17 protein-coding genes are annotated in these 22,872 nt (G+C 46.4%); 6 read left to right on the top strand and 11 right to left on the bottom strand.

Annotated elements, in window-relative coordinates; all coding sequences use genetic code 11:
* Positions 1 to 18 precede the first annotated feature (18 nt).
* Positions 19 to 1,728, top strand: a complete 1,710-nt coding sequence (locus tag J7623_RS28635; protein ID WP_291927702.1) for a RagB/SusD family nutrient uptake outer membrane protein — start codon at positions 19 to 21, stop codon at positions 1,726 to 1,728.
* Between the two features lie 71 nt (positions 1,729 to 1,799).
* Here J7623_RS28635 and J7623_RS28630 read toward each other — a convergent pair whose 3' ends face one another.
* The 3 genes from J7623_RS28630 to J7623_RS28620 all read right to left on the bottom strand — a co-directional run bounded on the left by J7623_RS28630 (position 1,800) and on the right by J7623_RS28620 (position 4,075).
* On the bottom strand, positions 1,800 to 2,648 hold the full coding sequence (locus tag J7623_RS28630; RefSeq protein WP_291927697.1) for a class I SAM-dependent methyltransferase: 849 nt from the start codon (positions 2,646 to 2,648) through the stop codon (positions 1,800 to 1,802).
* A gap of 74 nt (positions 2,649 to 2,722) precedes the next feature.
* Positions 2,723 to 3,502: a helix-turn-helix domain-containing protein gene (locus J7623_RS28625; protein WP_291927695.1), complete on the bottom strand. Its 780-nt coding sequence runs from the start codon at positions 3,500 to 3,502 to the stop codon at positions 2,723 to 2,725.
* A 174-nt stretch (positions 3,503 to 3,676) separates the two neighbouring features.
* Positions 3,677 to 4,075 carry an NUDIX domain-containing protein gene (locus J7623_RS28620; RefSeq protein WP_291927693.1) on the bottom strand — a complete coding sequence of 133 codons (399 nt, stop codon included), beginning with the start codon at positions 4,073 to 4,075 and terminating at the stop codon, positions 3,677 to 3,679.
* Between the two features lie 145 nt (positions 4,076 to 4,220).
* Between J7623_RS28620 and J7623_RS28615 the strand changes: the two genes are divergently transcribed.
* A complete protein-coding gene (locus J7623_RS28615; RefSeq protein WP_291927690.1) occupies positions 4,221 to 5,357 on the top strand; it encodes a serine hydrolase domain-containing protein in 1,137 nt (378 codons plus the stop codon).
* A 49-nt stretch (positions 5,358 to 5,406) separates the two neighbouring features.
* On the opposite strand, the gene J7623_RS28610 is transcribed toward J7623_RS28615, so the two are convergent.
* From J7623_RS28610 to J7623_RS28580, 7 genes are all read right to left on the bottom strand, one after another.
* Positions 5,407 to 6,519 (bottom strand): TlpA disulfide reductase family protein, encoded by a 1,113-nt coding sequence (locus J7623_RS28610; protein WP_291927689.1) that lies wholly within the window; start codon positions 6,517 to 6,519, stop codon positions 5,407 to 5,409.
* Between the two features lie 17 nt (positions 6,520 to 6,536).
* A complete protein-coding gene (locus tag J7623_RS28605; RefSeq protein ID WP_291927686.1) occupies positions 6,537 to 8,057 on the bottom strand; it encodes a RagB/SusD family nutrient uptake outer membrane protein in 1,521 nt (506 codons plus the stop codon).
* A 10-nt stretch (positions 8,058 to 8,067) separates the two neighbouring features.
* Positions 8,068 to 11,640 carry a SusC/RagA family TonB-linked outer membrane protein gene (locus J7623_RS28600; protein ID WP_291927683.1) on the bottom strand — a complete coding sequence of 1,191 codons (3,573 nt, stop codon included), beginning with the start codon at positions 11,638 to 11,640 and terminating at the stop codon, positions 8,068 to 8,070.
* A 119-nt stretch (positions 11,641 to 11,759) separates the two neighbouring features.
* The gene (locus J7623_RS28595; RefSeq protein WP_291927680.1) at positions 11,760 to 13,016 is read right to left on the bottom strand and encodes a FecR family protein; all 1,257 of its coding nucleotides are present in this window, start codon (positions 13,014 to 13,016) and stop codon (positions 11,760 to 11,762) included.
* Between the two features lie 89 nt (positions 13,017 to 13,105).
* Positions 13,106 to 13,651 (bottom strand): RNA polymerase sigma-70 factor, encoded by a 546-nt coding sequence (locus J7623_RS28590; protein WP_291927676.1) that lies wholly within the window; start codon positions 13,649 to 13,651, stop codon positions 13,106 to 13,108.
* A 239-nt stretch (positions 13,652 to 13,890) separates the two neighbouring features.
* Positions 13,891 to 14,544: a hypothetical protein gene (locus J7623_RS28585; RefSeq protein WP_291927674.1), complete on the bottom strand. Its 654-nt coding sequence runs from the start codon at positions 14,542 to 14,544 to the stop codon at positions 13,891 to 13,893.
* A 138-nt stretch (positions 14,545 to 14,682) separates the two neighbouring features.
* Positions 14,683 to 15,432, bottom strand: a complete 750-nt coding sequence (locus tag J7623_RS28580; protein ID WP_291927670.1) for a DeoR/GlpR family DNA-binding transcription regulator — start codon at positions 15,430 to 15,432, stop codon at positions 14,683 to 14,685.
* A gap of 301 nt (positions 15,433 to 15,733) precedes the next feature.
* Between J7623_RS28580 and J7623_RS28575 the strand changes: the two genes are divergently transcribed.
* Together J7623_RS28575 and J7623_RS28570 are read left to right on the top strand one after the other, a co-directional pair.
* On the top strand, positions 15,734 to 18,901 hold the full coding sequence (locus J7623_RS28575) for a TonB-dependent receptor (RefSeq protein WP_291927668.1): 3,168 nt from the start codon (positions 15,734 to 15,736) through the stop codon (positions 18,899 to 18,901).
* A gap of 11 nt (positions 18,902 to 18,912) precedes the next feature.
* On the top strand, positions 18,913 to 20,571 hold the full coding sequence (locus tag J7623_RS28570; RefSeq protein WP_291927665.1) for a RagB/SusD family nutrient uptake outer membrane protein: 1,659 nt from the start codon (positions 18,913 to 18,915) through the stop codon (positions 20,569 to 20,571).
* A gap of 114 nt (positions 20,572 to 20,685) precedes the next feature.
* On the opposite strand, the gene J7623_RS28565 is transcribed toward J7623_RS28570, so the two are convergent.
* Positions 20,686 to 21,531, bottom strand: a complete 846-nt coding sequence (locus J7623_RS28565) for an AraC family transcriptional regulator (protein ID WP_291927662.1) — start codon at positions 21,529 to 21,531, stop codon at positions 20,686 to 20,688.
* Positions 21,532 to 21,617: 86 nt separating this feature from the next.
* On the opposite strand from J7623_RS28565, the gene J7623_RS28560 reads away from it, so the two are divergent.
* Positions 21,618 to 22,184 carry a short chain dehydrogenase gene (locus tag J7623_RS28560; RefSeq protein WP_291927659.1) on the top strand — a complete coding sequence of 189 codons (567 nt, stop codon included), beginning with the start codon at positions 21,618 to 21,620 and terminating at the stop codon, positions 22,182 to 22,184.
* A 6-nt stretch (positions 22,185 to 22,190) separates the two neighbouring features.
* Positions 22,191 to 22,679 (top strand): lipocalin-like domain-containing protein, encoded by a 489-nt coding sequence (locus J7623_RS28555; RefSeq protein WP_291927657.1) that lies wholly within the window; start codon positions 22,191 to 22,193, stop codon positions 22,677 to 22,679.
* The last annotated feature ends 193 nt before the right edge of the window (positions 22,680 to 22,872 follow it).

Genomic DNA, 22,872 nt, shown 5'->3' with positions numbered 1-22,872 from the left:
ACCCGTAAATTGAAAGAAATGAAAAAAAGAATCTTCATATATCTCTTCGGCATTGGTACGGTGTTATCTTCCTGCAGCAAAAGCTTCCTGGATGAAGAACCACTGTCGATCTATACGCCGGACAACTCCCTGCAAACAGCGATCCAGTACCAACAGGCTACCAACAACCTGTACAATGGCCTCCGGAACATCTACATGGGCAATATGAACCTGGATACCTATTTCGGATTATATTATGCCACCGACTTCGCCTATAATGGCACCGACTATGATCCGGCAGCGAAACTAAACGCCTACAAAGCAACCATGGTGCCCAGCTATTTCATTCCGCAGGGCATCTGGACCGCCTACTATAAAATCATCACCAATGCGAACCTGATCATTGCCGAACTCAATAAGTCCAACAAGCTGAGTGATGCAGACAAAAACAATTTCCTGGGTCAGGCATTATTTTTCAGAGCATATTCCTACAACGTACTGGCGAACCTGTTTGGTGGCGTGCCAATTGAACTGAATGAATTACAGGCGCCACGTTACGACTATGTACGCGCCAGCAGAGACGAAGTATATCAGCAATGTAAAAAGGACCTGCAACAAGCGATCGGTCTATTGTCAGATATTAGCCAGGTGCCTGATGGAACAGTGAACAAACAGATCGCGAAACATGTCCTCACGGAAGTACTCATCTCCCTGAAAGATTATGATGGCGCCATCAGCACAGCCACAGAAGTGATCAACTTTTCCGGCGTATCCCTGATGACCGGCAGGTTTGGCAGGAGAGCCAGTTTACCGGGCGATGCTTACCGCGACTTGTTTGAATACAACAACCAGAACTACAGCACCGGTAACCACGAAGGCTTACTGGTGATACAAACTGCACTGAACAATTCTGCTGCAGTAGGTGATCAAACTGCATGGGCCGTAGTGCCGAGCCTTGGTGGCGTAAGGATCGTGGAATCTACCACTAAAACTAAAATGTCTATCCTCTTCAATGCAAAATTTGTTGACAGTGTTTCTTCCAATGGTATCGGCTGGATACGCCCTACCTCCCACTTCTTCTACGAGATCTGGACACCCGGCGATATCCGCAATTCTTCCTATAACATTGTGAGAGACCTGCGCATTTCCGGTGTGCCTGCTACTTCTCCCGATTATGGCAAATGGTACGTAAAAGATGGTTATAAAGACCAGGTAAAACCGGCAGACTACAGGGATACTATCCGTAACTTTTATCCGGTGATCAGGAAGATGTCGCCATCTGCGGGTGACTTCGTATCTGCAGCCGGACCAGCGATTCTTTCCAATATCACCAATCCCTTCGGCGGCCTTTTGCTGAACGGCGCTTCCCGCCTGTTTATACCGAAATATATGGCGCGCCTGGCAGAAACATACCTGCTCAGGGCAGAAGCCTATCTCGGCAAAGGACAAAAACAACTGGCGGCAGATGATATCAATGTGCTGCGTAACCGCGCACAAACCACGCCGGCCACTGCTGCCGACATCAACATAGATTATATCCTGGATGAACGCTTACGCGAATTGTATATGGAAGAATTCCGCGCAGTAACGCTTACCCGCTTAGGACTGTTGTACGACCGTGATAAAAGATATAATCCCAAATCCGGTTTAACGATTGAAACATATCATAACCTCTGGCCGATACCTACCACTGAAATAACACAGAATACAGGTGCGGTATTGCAACAGAACCAGGGTTACTCCAATTAAATAAAGGATCAGTAAAAAAGCCTTGCAGGAAATTTCCCTGCAAGGCTTTTTGATTTTAAAAATAATCTTACTCAGGTATTGGCTACCAGGAACACTTCTCCGCTGGCCGGCAGCAGGCCATCCATTCTTCCCTTGAAATAACGGTCTGCCATATCTTTTGTAGCAACGGTTTGAATATTTTTCAGCCCCACTTCTGTAGCGAGTGCGATAATTTCCTCTTCTGAAAAAAAGCTAACAAACGGCGTCCCTGCCGCGGCGGCGCCTTTAACAGACATTTCCATGAGTGGCTGATCTTCCGGCTCCAGTAATGCTACCGGCAAATAAAAAGCGATAGCAATAACAGACCCGGATGCCAGCAACATCATTTTCCGGAGGGTGTCTGTAATCGCCTCGCGGGTAAGATAAAGTGTTACACCAGTGCAGGAAACAAAAGCCCGTTGTTGCACATTAAAGCCGCTGCGTAACAGCTCTTCCCACCAGGAAGATATTTCAAAGTTGACAGGCACAAAATGAAGATTGGCGGGGATGGGATATCCAGTCTCACGAAGCCGTTCTGCTTTCCAGGTAAGTGTATCCGGTTGGTCTATTTCGTATATGGTTACCTGTTTGCTCACATCCGTATTTCTCTGTGCAAACGTATCCAGTCCTGCGCCGAGGAGCACATACTGTTGTACGCCTTTGGCGATCTGTTCTTTCGCGAGGTCTTCAATAAAGCGGGCACGGGCTACAATAGAGGCCCGGAGCCGCTTTGTATACTTCATATCCGGGCGTTCCTGCCAGTCGTCAGGGGGTGCTATTAACTGCCACCCGATTTCATCTTCCAGCACATGCGGCTTTGCATCCACCTGTACATGTAAGGCTCTCCATAAAGCGGTCCGCAGTGCGGTGTTGTCGGGCTGTATTGCTTTATTTGTTTCCATAATGCTTGTTGTTGATGCCACAAAATTAGGGCGCCTTCTATTGAACGAATTGTATAAACCCGACAGCACTGTATTTAAACACTAAAATCAGGGAATCGTTCCTTTGCGTCCTGCAAAAAAGCACCAGGTGTAGTACCAGCAAAAAATTTGAAGTCCCTGATAAAATGCGACTGGTCAAAATAATTCTCCAGGTAGGCCAGCTCTGTTAACGACGCTACCGGGGTGGTACGCAATGCTTTCAACGTAGCCTGGAAGCGGCATATCCTGGCATATAATTTAGGAGACAAGCCCACATGTTTTTTAAACATCCGCTCCAGCGAACGCTCTGATATTTGCAGCGCTGTTTGCACCTGTTTTAATTCACCGCCTTGCTGAAACTGCCTAATGGCATATCTTACCTGATCATCTTCGCTTTTACTATTCGCGGTAAGCCGCAGGAAGAACTGCTCCAATGCAGCAATACGCCCAGTAGTAGATGACTCATTCATGAGCTGCTCACTGATACTGGTATACAGGAGATCGTTGAGATCGATATGCCGCTGCGTTAATTCGCTGGCCGCCACTCCAAAAACAGGCTGTAATGCGGTGGGCTGAAAGCTAACGCCAATATTCCGAAAATGTCCCCTGGCGCTCATCTCCAGGTATTGCGTGGCTTGTCCGAATAAAAAAGAGGTGGGTAGTGTTTGATTATCTTTATATACTACAGCAGGATTTTCCTGGAAAACCAGTCCTGGCGCCCCATCCGGAATGACTTTAAATTTCTCAATGATATCGGCACTGTTATTTTCCAACAGCCAAAAGAAACGAATATATTTTCGAAGCGGCGCTACGGGCAATATGATCCTGGCATCCATCTTTGCGTAAAAGTAAAGTGATCAGTATTTATCTTCCTATACTCAAATTTATCAAATTTAAAGACTAGGTAATGAAAGGCGCATTAACCCACTTTCAATGGCTTTACAATGCTATATCCCGCCAAGCGTTTGGCATTCTCTTCTGCAGCAGACATCCGCTCCTGCTTTAAAAAACTAGTCTATTAAATCCTGTTGTTTTAAAAAATCAAAAATCAACTTATCTACTTCAGAGACCTTGTCTTTGTCGGCATACTTTAACCAGCTAAAGTTTTCTATTTCTGCACTTTCTTTTAATATTCCCTTGTAACTGGCGCTGTAGCAGGTCATTTTCACATACACTCCTTCCGGATGCCCGTCTGCCTGTGCCTCAAATGTTCCTATGAATTTCAGTGATGGCACCTCCAGTTCAACACTCAATTCTTCCAGTACTTCGCGGCATATGGCCTGTTCATCACTTTCGTTCTCCTCCCTTTTACCGCCAGGGATATAATATTTTTGTTTCCCAAAAGATTTGGTAGATAGTATCTCCCTGTTTACTATTTCTATCCAGGCAAGTTTGTCAATGACTTTCATATGATTTATTTAAGCGATGGTCGCGCCAAAATTAACAAGTTGACCGAAATGTACCGGGAATTATTTTATCTGTTAAACTAGCTGCTTTGAAAAAAGCAATGTTTTATGTAGCTTATTGTTTTAAGCTTTATATAGTTATCTACATATGAAGACCGGATTAAAAATTCTTATTGCGCTTATCTTTTTATCACATTACTGCAACGGACAGCAAGTAGATACGGCATCTCTCATTAAGAGCAATAACCCATTGAAAACGCCGCTCGATAGCTTAGTGCAACAGGCTGCAGAACATTATCTGCAATCTCCCGTCACCTTTGATTTGTCGATTGGTATCATTCAAAATGGTCAACCGCATCAGTATACCTATCATCGTGGAGCTGGCGCTGTACCTCAAAATACGCAGTTCTATGGGTTAGGCTCCATCGCAAAAACGTTTGTTGGTGTAATGCTGGCACAGGCGGTACTTGACAGGAAAATGCAACTCACCGATGATATCCGTAAATATTTACCCGGCAGCTATCCTAACTTGCAATACCAGGGGCATCCGGTTCGGGTGGTGGACCTGGCCAACCACACTTCCGCATTACCTGTAATGTCCAGGGCATATGATGACAAATATCTTGACAGTGTGACGAAATTAAAACCTTCCGCATTCAGGGATTTCTACAGCAGTTATACGGCGGACAGTTTGTTCCGTGATATGCACCAGTTTACATTGGATACCATTCCCGGCACCAAATATCGTTACAATGGCAACGGCATGATGGTACTGATCGCTATTTTACAGCGTGTTTATCATGTGTCGTACCAACAACTGGTTACTTCGTATTTGAAAAAGCAACTGCGTATTACCAACACCACTCCTTTGCTGACGTCAGCGGAAGAAAAACAATTGCTTCCGGGTCACGACGGGAAAGGCAAGGTATTACCCTTTATTCCTGATAATGGTTTCAGGGCAGCTCCGTCTATGTTTTCAACGCCGGCGGATATGCTAACATATGCAGCCGCAAACCTCAACAAACAAAACACCGTTATTCAACTCAGCCATAAAATTACTTTTACAACACCGGATGGCATGAGTATCGGTTTGAGCTGGATGTTAGATAAGGAAGATAATGGGGTACCTTTTATTATGCATACCGGCAGGGATGGCTGTGGCTTTACGTCGCTGTGCTACCTTTACCCGGATTATAATGCCGCCATTATCCTATTGGTAAATGATAGCAACGGCCAGGACAGATTAGCTGAATTAAAAAATGATCTCCTTTCAAAGCTATTGTAATCACGGGTGTGATCAACAAAAAAGCGCACCGTAGTGCGCTTTTTCTGTTTTATATGCCAAACAACTCTTTTAGTTTTTTCTCTATTTCTCCATCCCCCGCTTCCCCGAATCCAATTTGCTTCATGATTATTTTTCCCTCCGGGCTAACCAGGTAAGCGGTAGGAACAGCCGTTACCGCGAAGTTATTTACTGATATCTTTTTAGTATCCAACACCTGTGGCCAGGGCAATTGTTGCTTTTTCAATTCATTGAGCCAGGCGTTTTTATCGTGATCAATGGAAATGCTGAGCACTTCAAATTTATCACTGCGATACTTTTGATATAACTCCTTCATACGCGGAAAGGAGGCTTTGCAGGGCCCGCACCAACTCGCCCAGAAATCAATCAATATATATTTACCGCGAAAGCTATGAAAGGCCACCGATTGATCCTCCGGTGTATTCAACACGAAATTGGCCACCTCGAAACCGGGTGTCTCATTTTTTATTCCCTGCAAACGGGCCGCTACTTCTTTGCCCTGATCGGAACGTTTTTGTTTCGGAGTCAGCTTATGATAGATCCTTTCCAGGTCTGCCGGTGGTAATATGGACTGATAACGGCCAAGGATAAACGTACCTACATAATCATCTGCATGCGCCTCTATAAAATTGCAGATATAAGGAATCATCCGCGTTTGTACCAATTCCTGTAGAGCCGCGCCCCTGGCAGAATCGGCGGAAGACTTATCCGGGAAACGTTCCTTCAGTGCATTCGTCATTTCCGTACTCACCAGGTGCCGGCCGGCTTCAAACTCCTGGAAGGTAACCGCCGCGCGGCTTCCACGGATCTTTGCGGATCGAAGCCCCCGGGCAGCATCTGCTACGTTGAGGTAAACAGTACCCGGACCTTCCGTTAGCAGCTGCAGTGCTGGCGGCATGGGCTTCAATTTGGTTTCGTATGCTGCGCGAAGTACCGGTGCTGCACCTTTTACCCAGGGAAGACTAATAGAGAATTGGCCATCTTGTATTTCAACAGAATCCTTTTTTTTCCCATCTTCCAATACATATATTTTATGATACCCCTGCAGGTCCCCTTTCACAGTTCCTTTGATCACCATCTTTGACTGGGCTACTACGCTGGCAGCACATCCCAACATGAGTAACACTGAAAATAACTTTTGCATATTCATTCATTAAATGGTTAGTAGGAACGGGTTTCGAGCGGAATGCCCCACTGCGGATTAAACCGCAGCACCACATTACTAATGGGCACAATAAAATCTTTAGAATCGATGGTAGCGGTATAAGTCTGACTGCCTACTTTATGTGTGATCTGTGATTTAGACCAGGGCTTACCGTTTTCCAATGCAAAGCGTTTCAGGTCGAGGAATCTTTTGAAACCACCCACCGGCAGCTCGCGCCTCCTTTCTTCGAGCACTTGCTGAATCACTTCGTCCTGTGTGCCCACGGTCAGCGGAGGTGTACCGGTTTTAAAACGGTATTGACGCAAGGTGTTCAAATCAGCCACTGCCAGGTCCAGCCTGTTTGTTCTGGCATATCCTTCAGCGCGCATGAGCAATACTTCCGGCCAGGAGAAGCCATCGGTCATTTTTGTTTTCCGGAAACGGTAGGTGCTGATGCGCATACCATCGTCAAAGCCGCCACCGAGCGTTGTTTTGTAACCGGGCGCATTGAGAAAGAAAAAGCTGAACCGGAGATCATTGGCCCGGTCATACAATGCCAGTAACTCCGCGGAAGGATAAGACAATGACGCCGCCACGCCTGCATCCCTGTCGGTAGCCCTGTAAAACAACATCTCCCTGCTATTTACCAGGTTAATAAATCCATCCTGGGAACTCACCAGCAGCGAAGTAAGCGGCCGGGAAGGATCTGCAAATTTTATTTTATTGTAATCGTATAACACAGCAGATGGGTTACCAGCCGCAGTCCAGGCCAGGTTGGCATAATATGCCACGCTATCATACTGATGTGTAAAAAGATGGTAGTAAGCCAGCATCGCATGACCGGTAGCCTTACCTGCGCGGGAAGGCCAGGTAGCCCGTACCGGCAGATCCGGTAAGGCTTCATGCAATTCACGGAGTACCCGTGTGGCCACTTCTGCTGTAGTAGATAGCTCAGGAATGGGCTTGTTCACATCTACATCCACAACATAAGGAATGGTTTTGGTGGCGTTGGCCGTACCAGGTTTGTATACAGGTCCGTATATCATATTAGCATTGAAATAGCACCATGCCCTTGCCACTATAGCCTGTGCCACCGAAGTTTTACCTAAGGTTTCTTCTTCCGGTGTTTTTGAGCCAATACCGCGAATGCCTTCAATCACGTTGTTGAAATAGGATACCTGGGGATAGATACCCAATGACCCGGAACTCCAGAATTGATCATCTACATTGGGATTTTTATAAGGCTGACGGAAAATGTGTGCATAGTAACGCTCCACATTAGGATGACTGTTGAGTACAAAGCCTACTTTACCCTGTCCTTCTGTTATTTCAAGGTTATCGCCGAGGGTAGCTAATATAGATCCTTTATTACCATCCAGGAAATTAAGATCTACTGTACTGGTATTATCCAGCAGGTGATCATAGTCGGCTACGGTGGATGGAATCAGCTTCCCTTTGGGCTTTACATCGAGGTATCGTTTACAGGAGCTGGCCAGTAAAGCGGCTGCAATGAGTATAATATATTTCTGATTGATCATAATAATAAGATTAGAGATTTACGGAAAATCCGATATAGAACTCGGGTCTCATAGGAAGCCCTCTCTTAACAGGGAAGCTCGTCACCTGCTCCAGGGTTTCCGGATCTATCCCTACTTTGTTGGCTGTTAGCATCAACAAGTTGCGACCCTGGAAATAAATCCTGGCATTGTTAAGTCCTGTATTGCCCCACATTTTATTGTTGAGCCGATAGGCTAATGTTACATCCCGGAGTTTCACGAAATCTGCTTTTTCTACCATCATAGATGTGTATGGGAAATACCAGGCGTCTGTGTTGAAAGCAGCGAGTTTCGGATAAATGGTATTATTCTCATCGCCTGGTTTGCGCCAGCGCAGCACAGCATCTTTATGATCCAGGTTATCTCCGTTATAAGTATCCCTGCGGAACACGCCTCCCAGTTGCCCGATCACCATAAAGGAGAGATCAAAGCGTTCATAAGTGAAGGTGTTGGTCTGGCTCAATATAAATTTAGGTCTGGCTGTTCCGGTATACACCATGTCTTTCACTGCGAGGTCGTTTCCATATATTTTCTTTCCCCCTGCTGAATAGTATTGTGGTGTACCTGTATTATCCAGTCCTGCAAACTGGTAGCTGAAAATACCGTCGAGTGGATACCCGGTTCTCAATACTGCGCCGCCAGCATTGCTTCCCAATATGGTATTGGAAAATGCAAAGGTCAGGTAGTTAGGACTTGGATAGTCGTAGTTAAATTGTAATACCTTGCTTTTATTATAGCTGCCATTGAAGAAGATATTCCAGCCGAATTTATCTGCTTTCACCACATCAGATTCCAGCGACAGCTCAATACCGGTATTCCTTGCGGATCCTGCGTTCCGGGTAATCATTGCCCTTCCGTAAGTTGGGTCAATAAAATCAGGCGCCAACAGATCTTTACTGAGCTTATTGTAATAATCGATGGTAAGGTTCAATCTTCCATTCAGCAAACGTACATCTGTACCGATATTGGAGATAATGGTACGTTCCCAGCGCAGGTTATTATCCGGCAGAGAGGCTATGCTATAAGGAATGCCTCCGGTAGTAGCAGAGTACTGTGCCGGTGTTACCAATAAGAACGGACCTTGCGTAAAGGAGATATTTCCGTTGATACCGTAGGAACCACGTATATCCAGTTTATCTATCCATGGCACATGAAAGAATTTTTCCTGGCCCAGTTTATACGTTCCACCTACAGACCAATTTGGTTTATACCTGTATTTAGGATTGGTACCAAACAGGTTGCCCTGGTCGATACGCGCACTACCACTCAGGATAAAACGATTATCATATTCATAGGAGCCGTTGGCGTATACGGAGAAGAAACGGTTATCACGCAGTGCATACGATCCATAGCTAATGGTTTTCATACCTGCGGGGAATAGAAAATCTGCGGCATATGCATTGCTGTTGAAATCCTGGTAATTGAAGGGGGCAAAAGTTCCTGCCTGATCATTATAACCTACCTTGCCAGGCACCACGTTATTATCGACCATGTCTTTATTTACCTCGCTACCGGCAATAAATGAAACCCGGTGTATGCGATTCAATGTTTTATTGTAGTTCGCCTGTGCCCTCAGGGTGTACGCTTCGCTCTGGCTACGGGTTTCATTCAATATAGCGCCTTCCGGCAGGTAATGTTTACCCGGGCTGGAAATAGAAGAAGCCGCATTGTAAAGTGACCTTACATAGAAGGAATTAGCCTCGCGCAGGCTACGCAGGATACCGCTTCCGCGGGTCCATGAGCCGCCAACTTCCGCACTTAAGCCATCCACGATATCTACAGCCAGGCTGGCGCCCAGTCGTACCTGGAAAGCCTGGTTCCTGGTGGTAGCCAGTCCCAGGTCGTTCAGTGGGTTGTATTCCATCGATTTAAGGCTGCCGTAATTGGTGTAGCGATCGCGAAGATCTGGTCTTGTTGCAGGAATATTTTGTGGATTCCCGGATGGATCAACGAGATTATAATATGGCTTCATGGTTTTCCAACTGGTGTAATCAAGCATATCAGCGGCATCCATGGGGGCCTTGTTGTTATTGAAGTTGATGTTAGAGAACATTTTAACGGTGACCCGCTTCGCTGGCTTCCAGTCGTTTTTGAGATCGAGAATCAGCCGGTCGCTGTTATTCCCTTTCATGTTGCCCTGGTTGGTAATGTAACGGATAGCTGCATTGGTAGAGAATCTATCTGTGCCGGCGGAAATAGAAAGGTTATGTTGCTGTGTTAAACTTCTCCGGAATAGATAGCGTTCCAGTTGATCCTGGGTATTATTTTTTCTCAGCAGGTCGAGTTCTTTATTCACTTCCGCTTCTGATATCAATCCCTGGTCCTTCATGATCATTAACTGTGTAACGCGGCCATAGGAAGTATTGGCTTCGTAATCCTCGAGGATACTGGCTGCATCGCTGTTGTAGTAATCTATTTCAGCGTCAACATAATCTGCCGCACTGGCTTTATGTAGGTAAGATAATTTTGGACGAAGCGTTACACCCATACTTCCTTTATAGCCTACCTGCAGCTTGCCTTGTTTGGCGGTTTTGGTAGTGATAACGATGACACCATTGGAAGAACGGGCGCCATAAATAGAAGCAGCTACCGCATCTTTTAATACCGTGAGCGTTTCAATATTATCCACGTTCACGGACTCTAATCCGCCGGGGGCCGGAAATCCATCAATCACCACCAATGGGTCGCCATTCGCCAAAAAAGTAGACCGGCCGCGTACCTCCACTTTACCCTCTTTCGTAACAGCTACGCCGGCCGCCTGCCCTTCCAGCATTGTTAGCAGGCTGGGTTGCAATTTGCCTTCGAGTCGCTTTGTTTGTATGGAGGAATAGGCACCCGTCATTCTTTCCCGGGAAATAGACTGGTACCCGGTATTGACTACCGTTACCGCTACTTCATCCAGTTTGGTAGACGCCTGCGCCAACTTCACCGTTAATGCAGGTTGTCCCTCTTTCAGCATTTCTGCCGTCACGGTGATTTCACGGGAGGTATATCCCACATAGGAGAAACGGAGCGTATGCCCTTCGCTGACGTTCACCGAAAAGCTACCATCGGATGCAGTGGCGAGACCTTTTTGTGTTTCCTTCACCTGTATACTCACGCCGGGCAACGGTGTGCCCTGCATATCCGTAACCCTGCCGGTAATCACTTTTACAGGCGCCGGCGCAGCAGTTGCGGCGGCAGGAGCATTGGAAGGTTTGCCGGACAGGATAATTGTTTTTCCCTGCAGCACGTAACCGAGGTCCTGGTCTTTCAACACCAGGTCCAGTACCTTGGTTAAAGGAACATCTTTTACGGCAAGGGAAACGGTTTTTGATCCCGCCAGCAATTCTTTATTGCTAAACAGCACATAGCCTGTTTGCTTTTCGATAACCGCAAATACTTTTTTCAGGGGAAGGTTCTTTCCTGAAAGCGTTACCGATTGGGCAGAAACAGCCGCCTTCACGGAAACCAGGGCCGTGATCAGAAATACAGGTAGCAGCCTCATTACTTTTGAAATTTGTGCCCGCAGCCTGCTTCCCTGGCGCGCAGGGAAATACAGGCCACCGTAAGCAGTTTTTTGCATAACTTGTGACTCATTTTGGTTGTGAATAAAAAGCGGTTTGCGAAACCTTTTATAATCAACTAAAATACCGCCGGAAACGAGGCCAATCGGTTCCGGCTTTTTATTTCAGTGGCATAGTGTCAGGGCATGACAATCAGCGTTCTGCCCTCGAGACGAAAATGAACATTTGATTTTTCCAATGCAATCAACAACCCATTCAGGGGAATATCCCGCGTCATTTTCCCGACAAACTCAATGTCAGGCACGCCGGACTCATATTTAACATCGATATCGTACCATCTTTTTAACTGGCGCATGACCTCATCAATTTTAGCATCTTCAAAATCAAACACTCCATTCTTCCAGGCCATCACCTTCCCGATATCACCCGCTTTGACCACCATGTTGTTTACCATGTCACCGCGCATGGTCAGCATCGCCTGGTCGCCGGGGCGCAATATTATTTGCTGCTTTCCTTCCGGCCGCTTCATAGTCACGGCCACTTTACCTTCCAGCAGCGTGGTATTCAGTGTGGGTTCGTCCGTATAGGCATTCACGTTAAAATGTGTACCCAATACCGTTACCTCGAACCGGTTATCCGCATTCACGATAAAAGGCACTGCCCTCCCTGCTTTTACCATGGAAGCCGCTTCAAAGTAAACTTCGCCGCTGATAGCCACCCGGCGGACATCCTTCGTAAACTGTGTGGGAAACCGAATGGAGCTGGCAGCATTTAACCACGCCATAGTACCATCCGGCAACTGAATTTTAAATTGCCTTCCCTTGGGTGTCACCAGCGTATTAAACGTTTCTTCGCCGGAAGATTTCCCGGCAGTGGTGTATTCAAGTTCACCATTCTTCACTGACAATACCGCCCCGCCCTGTTGGGCTACAATGCCGTTTCCTACGGAGTCCAGCAGGATCTTTGAGCCATCTGCCAATGTAAGAATAGCCCCCTCCTGTCCTGGCATAATTTGTTGCACGACAGTGGATGCAGGTAGACGCTGCACCTTATTTTTTGCCGGCCAAAAGAACCAGGCGCCTGCGGCCAGCAACAATACCGCTGCTGCATAACGGGTCCAGGAACGGCGCAGGAAATGGATACGGGAAATAGGTTCCGCTATTTCCGGCTCCTGCAAATGTTGCCGGTGGAATGCTTCCAGTTCTCCTGTGGCAGCGGCTTTGAAGGCAGCATATTCCTCATTCAGCTGGGAAAGGCCACCACCTTCATTCAGCCAGGTTCGCCATTCTTCGTGCTGCGACTTTTGCCGCAGCCAGGTGGTTAATTCCACCCGTTCTGCCTCCGTTAACTGGTCCAGCTTTTCGTAGGCCGTTAGCTTCGCAGCCCGCAGCAGCGCAGATAAATCATCCTCCGGGATATCGGCATCATTCATCATGAAACAATCGCTATTTACTATAAGACAACAGCCGTGTACCGGATTTGACTTCCCCGGTAACTTTTTTTTAATTTTTTTTGAGAGATGAGTTAATCAGCGAGTAACAGGCTGATAAGCGCCATGCCAGGCGCAATTTTTTCCCGTAATAACCGGATAGCCCTGGCTTTCTGGTGGCTGACCGCCGAGGGAGAAATGCCCAGTTGCTGCGCGATTTCGTTGGTAGAAAATCCTTCGATATTTAATTGCACCACTTTGGTGCATTCAGGGGGCAGGGTTAATATGGCCGCGTGTAACACGCGAATGGTTTCGGCATTAAACACATGCTGCAAAATATCCTCATACGTTTTTTCTTCCAGCTGCTCTTCGTAAGCCTGTTGGGCTTTCTTCTCCTCGCGCTTTTGTTTTTTCAGGTAGTTTAAAGAGCGATTACGCGTGGCTACGTACAGGTAAGCTTCAATATTCTTTACTTCCGGCAGGGATGTCCTGGTTTTCCATAACTGCAGAAAAATCTCGGAAACAATATCTTTTGCCATTGCCTCGTCGCTTACAATCCTGTTTGAGAGCAGACAAAGCGCGGGATACATCTCTATAAAAAGTTGGTCGAATGCCGCTACATCACCATCTCCTATACTCAAAATCAATTCTTTCCCGCTATGTAATTCACTATTTTGCAATACGCATACAACTTTTAGCCTACAGATACCTTTCAAAGATAAAATTTACTTCAGGATAATCAAAGGATGGAAAACTCTCGTGTATAGGCTTTGGCCGGGATGGCGTAAATGTGCAGGTATCTTTTTTACGTTTAGGGCTGATCAACGCCGGTGGTAATGGTATTGATCAGCCCTGCCAGGTAAATTGAAAAAGCGGTTTGTTAGTGCTGCATCACTTTGTCGAGATAGATGGTGAAGTTACCCGCTACTTTTACTTTTTTAGCGCCACAGATATCCGGGTTATACATGGGCATACGGCCGCTGTGGTTGATGCCATCCATGACACAGGCATCGGATTGATTATCCGGGCCATAGGCGGCGTTGTACCTGAACTGCCCTGTTAACTTTAGCAAATTAGCCGTGTCCTTAACCCCGGTAAGCGTCAGATAGGTTTTGCTATTGCTGCTGTTAATGTCGGTTTCGTAGTAGAGGAAATACATCTGGGCGGAGTAACCAACCTGGTTATTTCCGTTTTTCATGGTTACCGAACCGGTAGCCGTTCCGGTTTGTTCATTGCCTGCCTGCAACGCTAATGTCATCAGGCCGGTGGCGGATTCTATTTTGAAACTGCCGTTGCCGTCAGGCACCAAACCTCCCACACTAAATCCTTCCAGGGAAGTTTTTGTAAAATTCAGCAGGGCTACCTGTACATCCTGGCCCCGGGCCTCGATTTTCTGGTTAACCTCCCCTGTTATAGTAACAGAGATGCTGTTCAGGTCTGCCGGATCAGTATCTGCCGGCTTTTCTTTATCTGATTTGCTGCAAGCGGCCATCGCACAGGCGAGTAGCGGCAGATAGATTTTTCTGTAAAACATGGTGCGCAAAAATAGCATACTTTTTTTATCCTGCAACGGACATCCCCCATCACAAACGGAAACGGTTAAACGATGTGAGGGATGTTCTTCCGCATCCGCCATTGGATAGGTGAACTAACCGTAACAACCACCGGGTTATTAAAGCAATTCCAGGTCCAGGTGCTGGTAGGGAGAAAGAAAATGATTATCGGGAGCCAGTTCTGTGATAAGGTAGTTGATGAGGTTAAGGTCGCATACTTTCATCCGCTGAGAAGAGTTTAGTTTTTCTGCGATGCTCATGATGCCTAATTTTTTGGCAGCGCGGATCATGGCTCTTTTCACCTGTACCACTTCCCAATCGGAATCGGTCATACCATCCTGCACGGAGAAGCCGTTGGCACCGAGCAGGCAAAGATCTACTTTAATATCTGCCAACTGGTTGATCACACTTGCGCCCATGTGTACATGTGAGCTGGGAGAAAGCTGGCCACCGATGCTGATAACGGTAAGATTGCGGTGTTCCACCAGTTCCAGTGCCACCAGTGGGCTGATGGTAAAAAATGTGGCGCGGAGGTTTTCGGGGATACTCTTTGCCAGTTCAATCATAGTGGTGCCTCCACCGGTTAATACCACCATATCATTTTTCAGGAGCTTAATGACTTTCTGGGCAATCTGTTGTTTGGCCGACTGCGCATATACGGTGTTATCCGCATTAAACGGATAATGAAAGGAGCGGCCGATAGCGCCGCCATGTACTTTCAGCACCTTTCCTTCTTCCGCCATTTCTTTCAGGTCACGTCGAACCGTGTCTTCTGAAATGCTCAACATCGCGCTGATATCTGTTGACAATACTTTGTTGTGGAGGTTGATCTGCCTCATGATAAAGGCCTGGCGTTCATCTTTCAACATTGGTGGCGAGTGTTTTTAAACGGCACAAATTTAAAAAAAAGTAATCCAATCTGATTATGCGTGTTTTAGCGTGTTTAAATTATAACAAAAACGCGCTTAATCAAAAATTCACATAAAATATCGCATTTGTGTTTTATATTCATGCAATAAAACGCAAATATCTGCAACAAAATTGCGGCTTATTTAGAGTAGAAAGGAATTATGTGACCCGACAAATCTAACTTGTACACAAGCAAAATACTGTAATTCAACCTTTTGTTACCATAATTACTTGTTCAACCAGAAATCAAACCGTCCCAACATGAAAGAAAGGATACTCATCACTTTCGCTTTCCTGCTGTTTTATGCCAGTTCATGGGCCCAACAAATATCAGGAACCGTGGTAGATAAAACCAACCAGGAACCCATTATCGGTGCTACTATTCAGGCGGGTAAAACCGGCGCTGTGACCAATACCGCCGGAAAATTTACCCTGCAAATACCAGCAGGCGTCAGTTCCTTACATGTAACATTTATAGGTTACAAATCACAAACGATTCCATTAACCGGCAGCAATGAATACAGGATCCTGCTGAGCAGCGATGAACATTCGCTGGAACAACTGGTGGTAGTAGGCTATGGCACCCAACGAAAAGCCAATCTGACCGGGGCCGTCACCACCGTGGATGTCGCCAAAACCATGCAAAGCCGGCCGATTACGGATCCGTCCAAAGCCCTGCAGGGAATTGTACCCGGCCTTAACATCACCTTTTCCAATGGAGGACTCACCCAGGCGCCGGCCATCAATATTCGCGGTATCGGTTCTGTCAACGGAAGTGGACGCCCGCTCATCCTGGTCGACAACGTGGAAACGCCCGACCTTACCATGATCAACCCCGATGATATCGAAAGCATTTCCGTACTGAAAGATGCCGCCTCTACTTCTATCTATGGCGCACGTGCCGCCTTTGGAGTGGTATTGATCAAAACGAAATCAGGTGTGCGTAATATGGCCACCCGCGTGCGTTACTCCAACAACTTCGCCTGGAACTCTCCCACCTCCCTGCCCAATTTTGCTGACCCGGTAAAAGAACTCACCGGGCTATACGACGCCGGTGTACGTGCAGGTACTACCTCACCTGAACTATTCGGCATGCAGCTGCTCAAGTTGCGCGACGGCATCAAAAACTGGCAGGAGAAATACGCAAATAACCGCAAAGGCATTGAAATGGTGCCGGGAGAAGATTTTGAAATTGATCCCAATGGCGGCCCCACTTATTTCTACAGGGTATGGGACGCGAAAAATATGTTGATCAGGAAATCTTCCCCGCAACAAATTCAGAACATCAGCGTACAAGGCGGCAGCGAAAAGATCGCCTACTATATGTCCGGCGGATACACCAATACCGGAGGTATCCTGAAAATGAATCCCGACAACCTGAAAAAATATAACATCACCGGTAGCGTCAATGCCTCCGTCACCAAATGGCTGGATATGGATCTGCGCATGATGTACCGCAACTTTGAATACGATTATCCCTACCAATACCAACCCTACTTTCAATACATGTGGCGCTGGGGCGCCTATTTCCCTTATGGTACCTACCAGGGGAAATACTTCCATCACACACCGGGATATCTTGCCAACGCCAATACCAGCACCGTTACCGACGCCTATACCCGCGTAAATCTCGGCGCTACCCTGAAGCTGACAAAAGACTTAAACGTTCGCGCAGAATATACCATCGGTCGCGATAATATTACCCGTCACGAAGTAGGTGGTAAAGTAATGGCCTGGGATTTCTGGAGCGCAGGCATGCCGCTCACCAACATTGCTACCGCCTCCCAGGATGTGGTAGGCTACGCAGCCGGTAACTATAAAGTGAATACGTTTAACCTGTATGCTACCTACGACAAGCAACTGAATGCAGATCATCAGCTGAAATTTATTGCCGGTATCAATGCGGAAGATGAAGATACCCTGAACTTCAGCGCTTACCGCCGCAATCCGTTGGATCCTACCAAAGCAGAAATCCCATTGGCCAGCGGCGACCAGCTCGTAGGAGGCGGTCATCTTGCCAATGCCTATGCAGGATTTTTTGGCAGAATCAACTATAGCTATAAAAATAAATGGCTGCTGGAATTGAATGGCAGATACGATGGCGCCTCTTCTTTTCCACTGGCCGACCGCTGGGCTTTCTTCCCGTCTGCCTCTGTAGGATACCGCCTCACCGAAGAAAAGTTTATGGACCCGCTTAAAAAAGTATTGTCGGATCTCAAGATCCGGGCATCTTACGGTACCCTTGGCAACCAGGACATGGGCGGAAAATGGTACATACCCGCTATGACCACCAATAACCAGGTCAACTGGATGAATGGTGGCAACTACGCTTCCGGTGTAAACGCCCCACGCGCAGTAGCAGCATCCCTCACCTGGGAAAGAGTACGTACCCTCGATATTGGGACTGACATCAGCCTGTTTAATAATCATATAGGCGTTACCGTAGACTGGTACCAACGTAGCACCGACAATATGCTGACCAACAGAGCGGTTCCCGCCACTTTTGGTACAGAGGCTCCCCGTGAAAATAATGGCGCACTCCGCACCCGCGGCTATGAAATTGCAATAGATGCCAATTACAATCTCACGAAAGAATGGGGTGTGTATGGCTCCGTAGCTTTCTGGGATAGCAAAACCATGTTTACAGAATGGAATAACCCCTCCGAATTATTATCACTGAACTATAAAGGAAAAATGCTCGGGGAAATATGGGGTTTTGAAACAGACCGTTATTTTACGAAAGATGATGACCTCACTAAACTACCTGATCAGTCGAAATTATCAGACGGCAACTTCACCTTTGGCCCGGGTGATGTTAAATATAAGGACCTCGACGGCAACGGCGTTATCGATGGTGGAAAGGTGACCCGCAGCAACCACGGCGACCTGAAATTGCTTGGTAACTCCCTCCCCCGCTACCAGTACAGTTTCCGCCTGGGCAGCACTTATAAAGGATTTGATATTGATGTATTGTTCCAGGGTGTAGGTAAAGTAAACTACTGGGGATTGGGCGACATTACCCTGCCCCTGTACCGCGCCGGCGACATCATGTATGAACACCAGCTGGACTACTGGACGCCTACCAATACCAACGCCTACTACCCAAGACCTTATCCCGGTAATGCCAATGGCAAAATCTCCGGCTTACTGTCTGGTGGAAATAACTTTTATCCGCAGTCGAAGTACCTGCTCAACCTCGCTTACCTGCGTTTGAAAAATATTACGCTGGGATATACCCTCCCTGCCAATATTACCAAACAAATTCACCTGCAACGGTTACGCATATACGGCAGCGCACAAAATATCGCCACCATTTCTAACGTAGGTGTACCGCTGGATCCGGAAATCACTACCGGCGAAGGAAATATCCTCGGCAGAACATGGCCATTTCAAAAAACCTGGTCATTCGGATTACAGGTCACCCTCTAAATCAGCAACCCATGAAAAAGCATATATACTTCTCCGTTATATTGACCTGCTTGGTAGCAGGAACCGGCTGTAAAAAATACGTGGACAAAGGTCTCCCTGACCAGTTTGATGACAATACCTTCTGGCGGTCGGAAGATAATATCCGGTCGTACAACTGGCCCTTCTATGAAAATTTCCTGGGCTATGGCAATGGTAACAGCTTTGGTGATTTTTACTTCACCTCCTTTTCAGATGACCAGGCCAGCACCGCTTTCACGAAATTTACGCAAAACGTTCCTGCCAGCTCTTCCTCGTGGAGCTTTAGCGATGTCCGCAAAGCCAACATCATGCTGGAAAGAATAGACCGGGCTCCCATTTCAGACGAAGCAAAAAATCACTGGAAGGGCATTGCACGTTTTTTCCGCGCCCTCATCTATTTTAACCGGGTAAAAGATTATGGAGATGTACCCTGGATAGGAAGATCCACGGATATCAGCGATACCGGCTATATCTATAAATCACGCGATCCCCGCACGGTGGTAATGGATAGTGTACTGGCGGACCTTGATTTTGCTACTACCAATATCCGTATAAAAGACCTGGACAACACCATTAACCGGAATGTTGCCCTGGCACTTAAATCACGTATATGCCTCTACGAAGGAACCTGGCGCAAATATCACAATACCCCGCAACTTCCCGGCGCTGCCAAATTTCTACTGGCTTCAAAAGATGCCAGCGAAAAAGTAATGGCAAGCGGAGCTGTGCTCAATGCCGATTACGTCACCACCTATAATTCGGTGGACCTTGCCGGTAATAAGGAAGTACTGCTTTATAAAAAATATCTCCCGGGATATCTTACCCACTCGCTGATCGGGTATCTTACCAGCAGTACCCCCATGGCAGGGCCCAGCAAATCCGCTATTGACGCATTCCTCTGTTCAGATGGATTACCCATTAAGTTATCCCCGCTTTACAAAGGCGACGATAACCTGGCCAATACCCGCGCGAACAGGGACAAACGACTGCTGCAATCCATCGATACCATCCTGTGCTACAACGGCAACCTGGTTAATGGCCGCAGTAGCAGTACCGGCTATCGCCCTGCAAAGTTCCTGCAACCCGCCGTTGCCAACATACTGGCGCCTTACAACGATACGGACGCGCCTATCTTCTGGCTGGCTGAAATATTGTTAAACTACGCCGAAGCCACAGCAGAGCTGGATGATCTCGGTCAATATAGCTTTTCACAAGCGGATCTCGATAAGTCTGTTAACCTGCTCCGCGTCCGCGCTGCCATCCCTGCCCTTCAATACAAAGGCGCACAACAGGTGGCTGTAAACGGCGCCGCCTATACAGACCCTGCCAAAGATGCCACCGTACCTTCGCTCATCTGGGAAATCAGGAGAGAAAGAAGAACCGAACTATTATTCGATGGTTTCCGCTTCCAGGACCTGATGCGCTGGGCCAAAGGCAGCTACATGAATACCAGCAACAAAGATATCTGGCGTGGCGCAAAAGTTCCCGACAACGGCGCCGTAAAACGGGATGCAGACGGCTATATTATACCTTATACCGCTGCTACTGCCCAACGTACTTTCATCGATCCTAAAAATTATTTCCAGCCGATACCAAGCGGACAAATAGCTTTGTATCCATCCGGTAATTTGTCACAGAACCCGGGCTGGTAGCAGTATACCTCATTAATAAAAACAGCCGTTGCAGACGATTGTCTGCAACGGCTGTTTTTATTTTACACTGCCATTTCAAGGATGAATTACTACTTCACACACTTTTGTACCAGGTTATACTTTCTTCCCGGCTTTCTTAAACACCGTAGGACTTATTTTATGATACTTCTTAAAAATACGGTTTAAATGACTCTCGTCCGTAAACCCCAGCTCATAGGCAATTTCACTCATGCGCATATCACTATGCAGCAACCTGGTTTCTACTAACCTGATTTTATAATGTGTAATATAACTCTGTAATGTTTCGCCGGTTTGCTTTTTGAAATACCTGCCGAGATAATTGTTTGAAATATTAAAATGACGGCTTAGATTTTCAGTTTTAAGTTTCCCGGGTTCAAAAATATTTAGCTGTATATAATTCAATATCTCTAAAATAGGCTCACCAGTATCTTCCTTTATATTTTTCGGCAGTTTTAATGCAATATTCCTGGCCACAACAGTGATGATGGTGCTGATAATCTGTTCTGAAATGCGGGTATAATAGATCTGTTGTTTCGTTTGTTCATCAAGGATGGCGTTTACCAGCGAAAGGATCAGCGGCTTATCAGTTTTATTTTTTAAGATACAACCCGGCCTATGGCTGGCATTTTGTATAATGTACGCTACGTGTGTCACCGTATCCTGATCCTTGCCTGATTTCTCCCTGATATATGATTCATTAAATCGCAAAAAAAAGAAACTGGTTTTTTGATCAATATCAAAGGAGTAGCTATCCTTCGGAGTTAATAAAAATAAATTCCCTTTCCGGTAATTAAACTGGTGGTTATTGACAAACTGCACGCCAGTCCCCTCCATCACGTAGATCAGCTCAAAGAAATTATTGCGTTTAAGCGGCTTTTCGAAATGCTGTAATTCCTTCCATTCGATATCATACTGCTGGTGTAAAGTCCCTCTTCCCATGTTATAAAAATACAAAATAAGCGCAATAATGTACAACAAATACAGTATCTACCTTGTATATTTTTGCCAATACAAATTTGAATCAAATGAAAATTTTAATGATCGGTGCTGGCGGCACCATTGGCAAAATGATGACAGCGGCGCTGCATGGGCATGACGTTATCACCGTAGGAAGAAACACCGGGGCGCTTACGTTTGATATCTCCGAAGACACCGCTGTAGAAAATTTATTCAAACAGGTATCTCCTATTGATGCTATCATTTGTACTGCGGGCGATAGTATGACCACTCACCTGTCGGAAATCAATAAAGCCTCCTTCATGGTAGGTATACAGCAAAAGTTATGGCCACAGATTCACCTGGTACTTTCCGGCATAAAGCATTTGAATGATAATGGTTCAATTACACTGATATCCGGAAAAATGGGTGAGCTTCCTGCCAAAGGCTCATCAGGCAAGGCGTTTGTCAACGGAGCCATCAATAGCTTTGTGATGGCTGCCGCACAGGAAATGCCCCGGGGAATAAGACTGAATGTGATCAGTCCTTCGAAAGCGTCAGATATTAACGAAGCAGACTTAATAGCAGCCTATAAACGCTGCCTTACCACCCCGGTGAATGGAGAAATTATAAGAGTAGGTTATCATCAACAATAATTCAGCATGAAATATATAGCAACGCTCCTCCTTACGATGTCCCTTTCTTTTGCACGAGGACAAGACCATATCCCGCAGCAGTTATGGGGCACCTGGTCGCTGGTCTCGGTTGAAAATATACATACTGATGGCAGTAAAATTTCGCCTTATGGCGAACATCCTGTTGGCATGCTCATTTTTACCAATACAGGCAGCTACGCAATTCAGATATTAAAAGCCAATCGAAGTAAGGTATTGGCCAATGATAAAGATAAAGCCACAGCGGAAGAAAATGCAGCGTTGGTACGTGGAAACAATTCTCATTTTGGCACCTATACCGTTGATGAAAGTAAACAGGTAATTGAATTCCATGTTCAACATGCTTTTTATCCAAATTGGGAAGGGATAACACAGGTGCGTACGTATTCACTGGAGAATAACCTGCTTACGTATACGGTGACTACGCCTACCAATGGGGGCGCTGCTATAGCGAAAGTGGTATGGAAGAAAGATTAGACGGTAGTATATTATTATTATCTTCGCACCTTATGTTAGCAGCATCACATTCTATAAATATCCTTATACCTGCATTTTGCCCGGATGGGCGTGTTTTACTGCCGTTGGCCCGGTTATCTAACCCCGAAGGCTGGCAGTTCAACTATCATTTGCGGGCTAAATCGGTGGAGGATTATTAAACTGATCCTGTTTA

Source organism: Chitinophaga sp. (assembly GCF_017745275.1).
GTDB lineage: Bacteria > Bacteroidota > Bacteroidia > Chitinophagales > Chitinophagaceae > Chitinophaga.
Note: the sequence above shows the minus strand (reverse complement) of the source record. Positions and strands in the feature narration are given on the sequence as shown.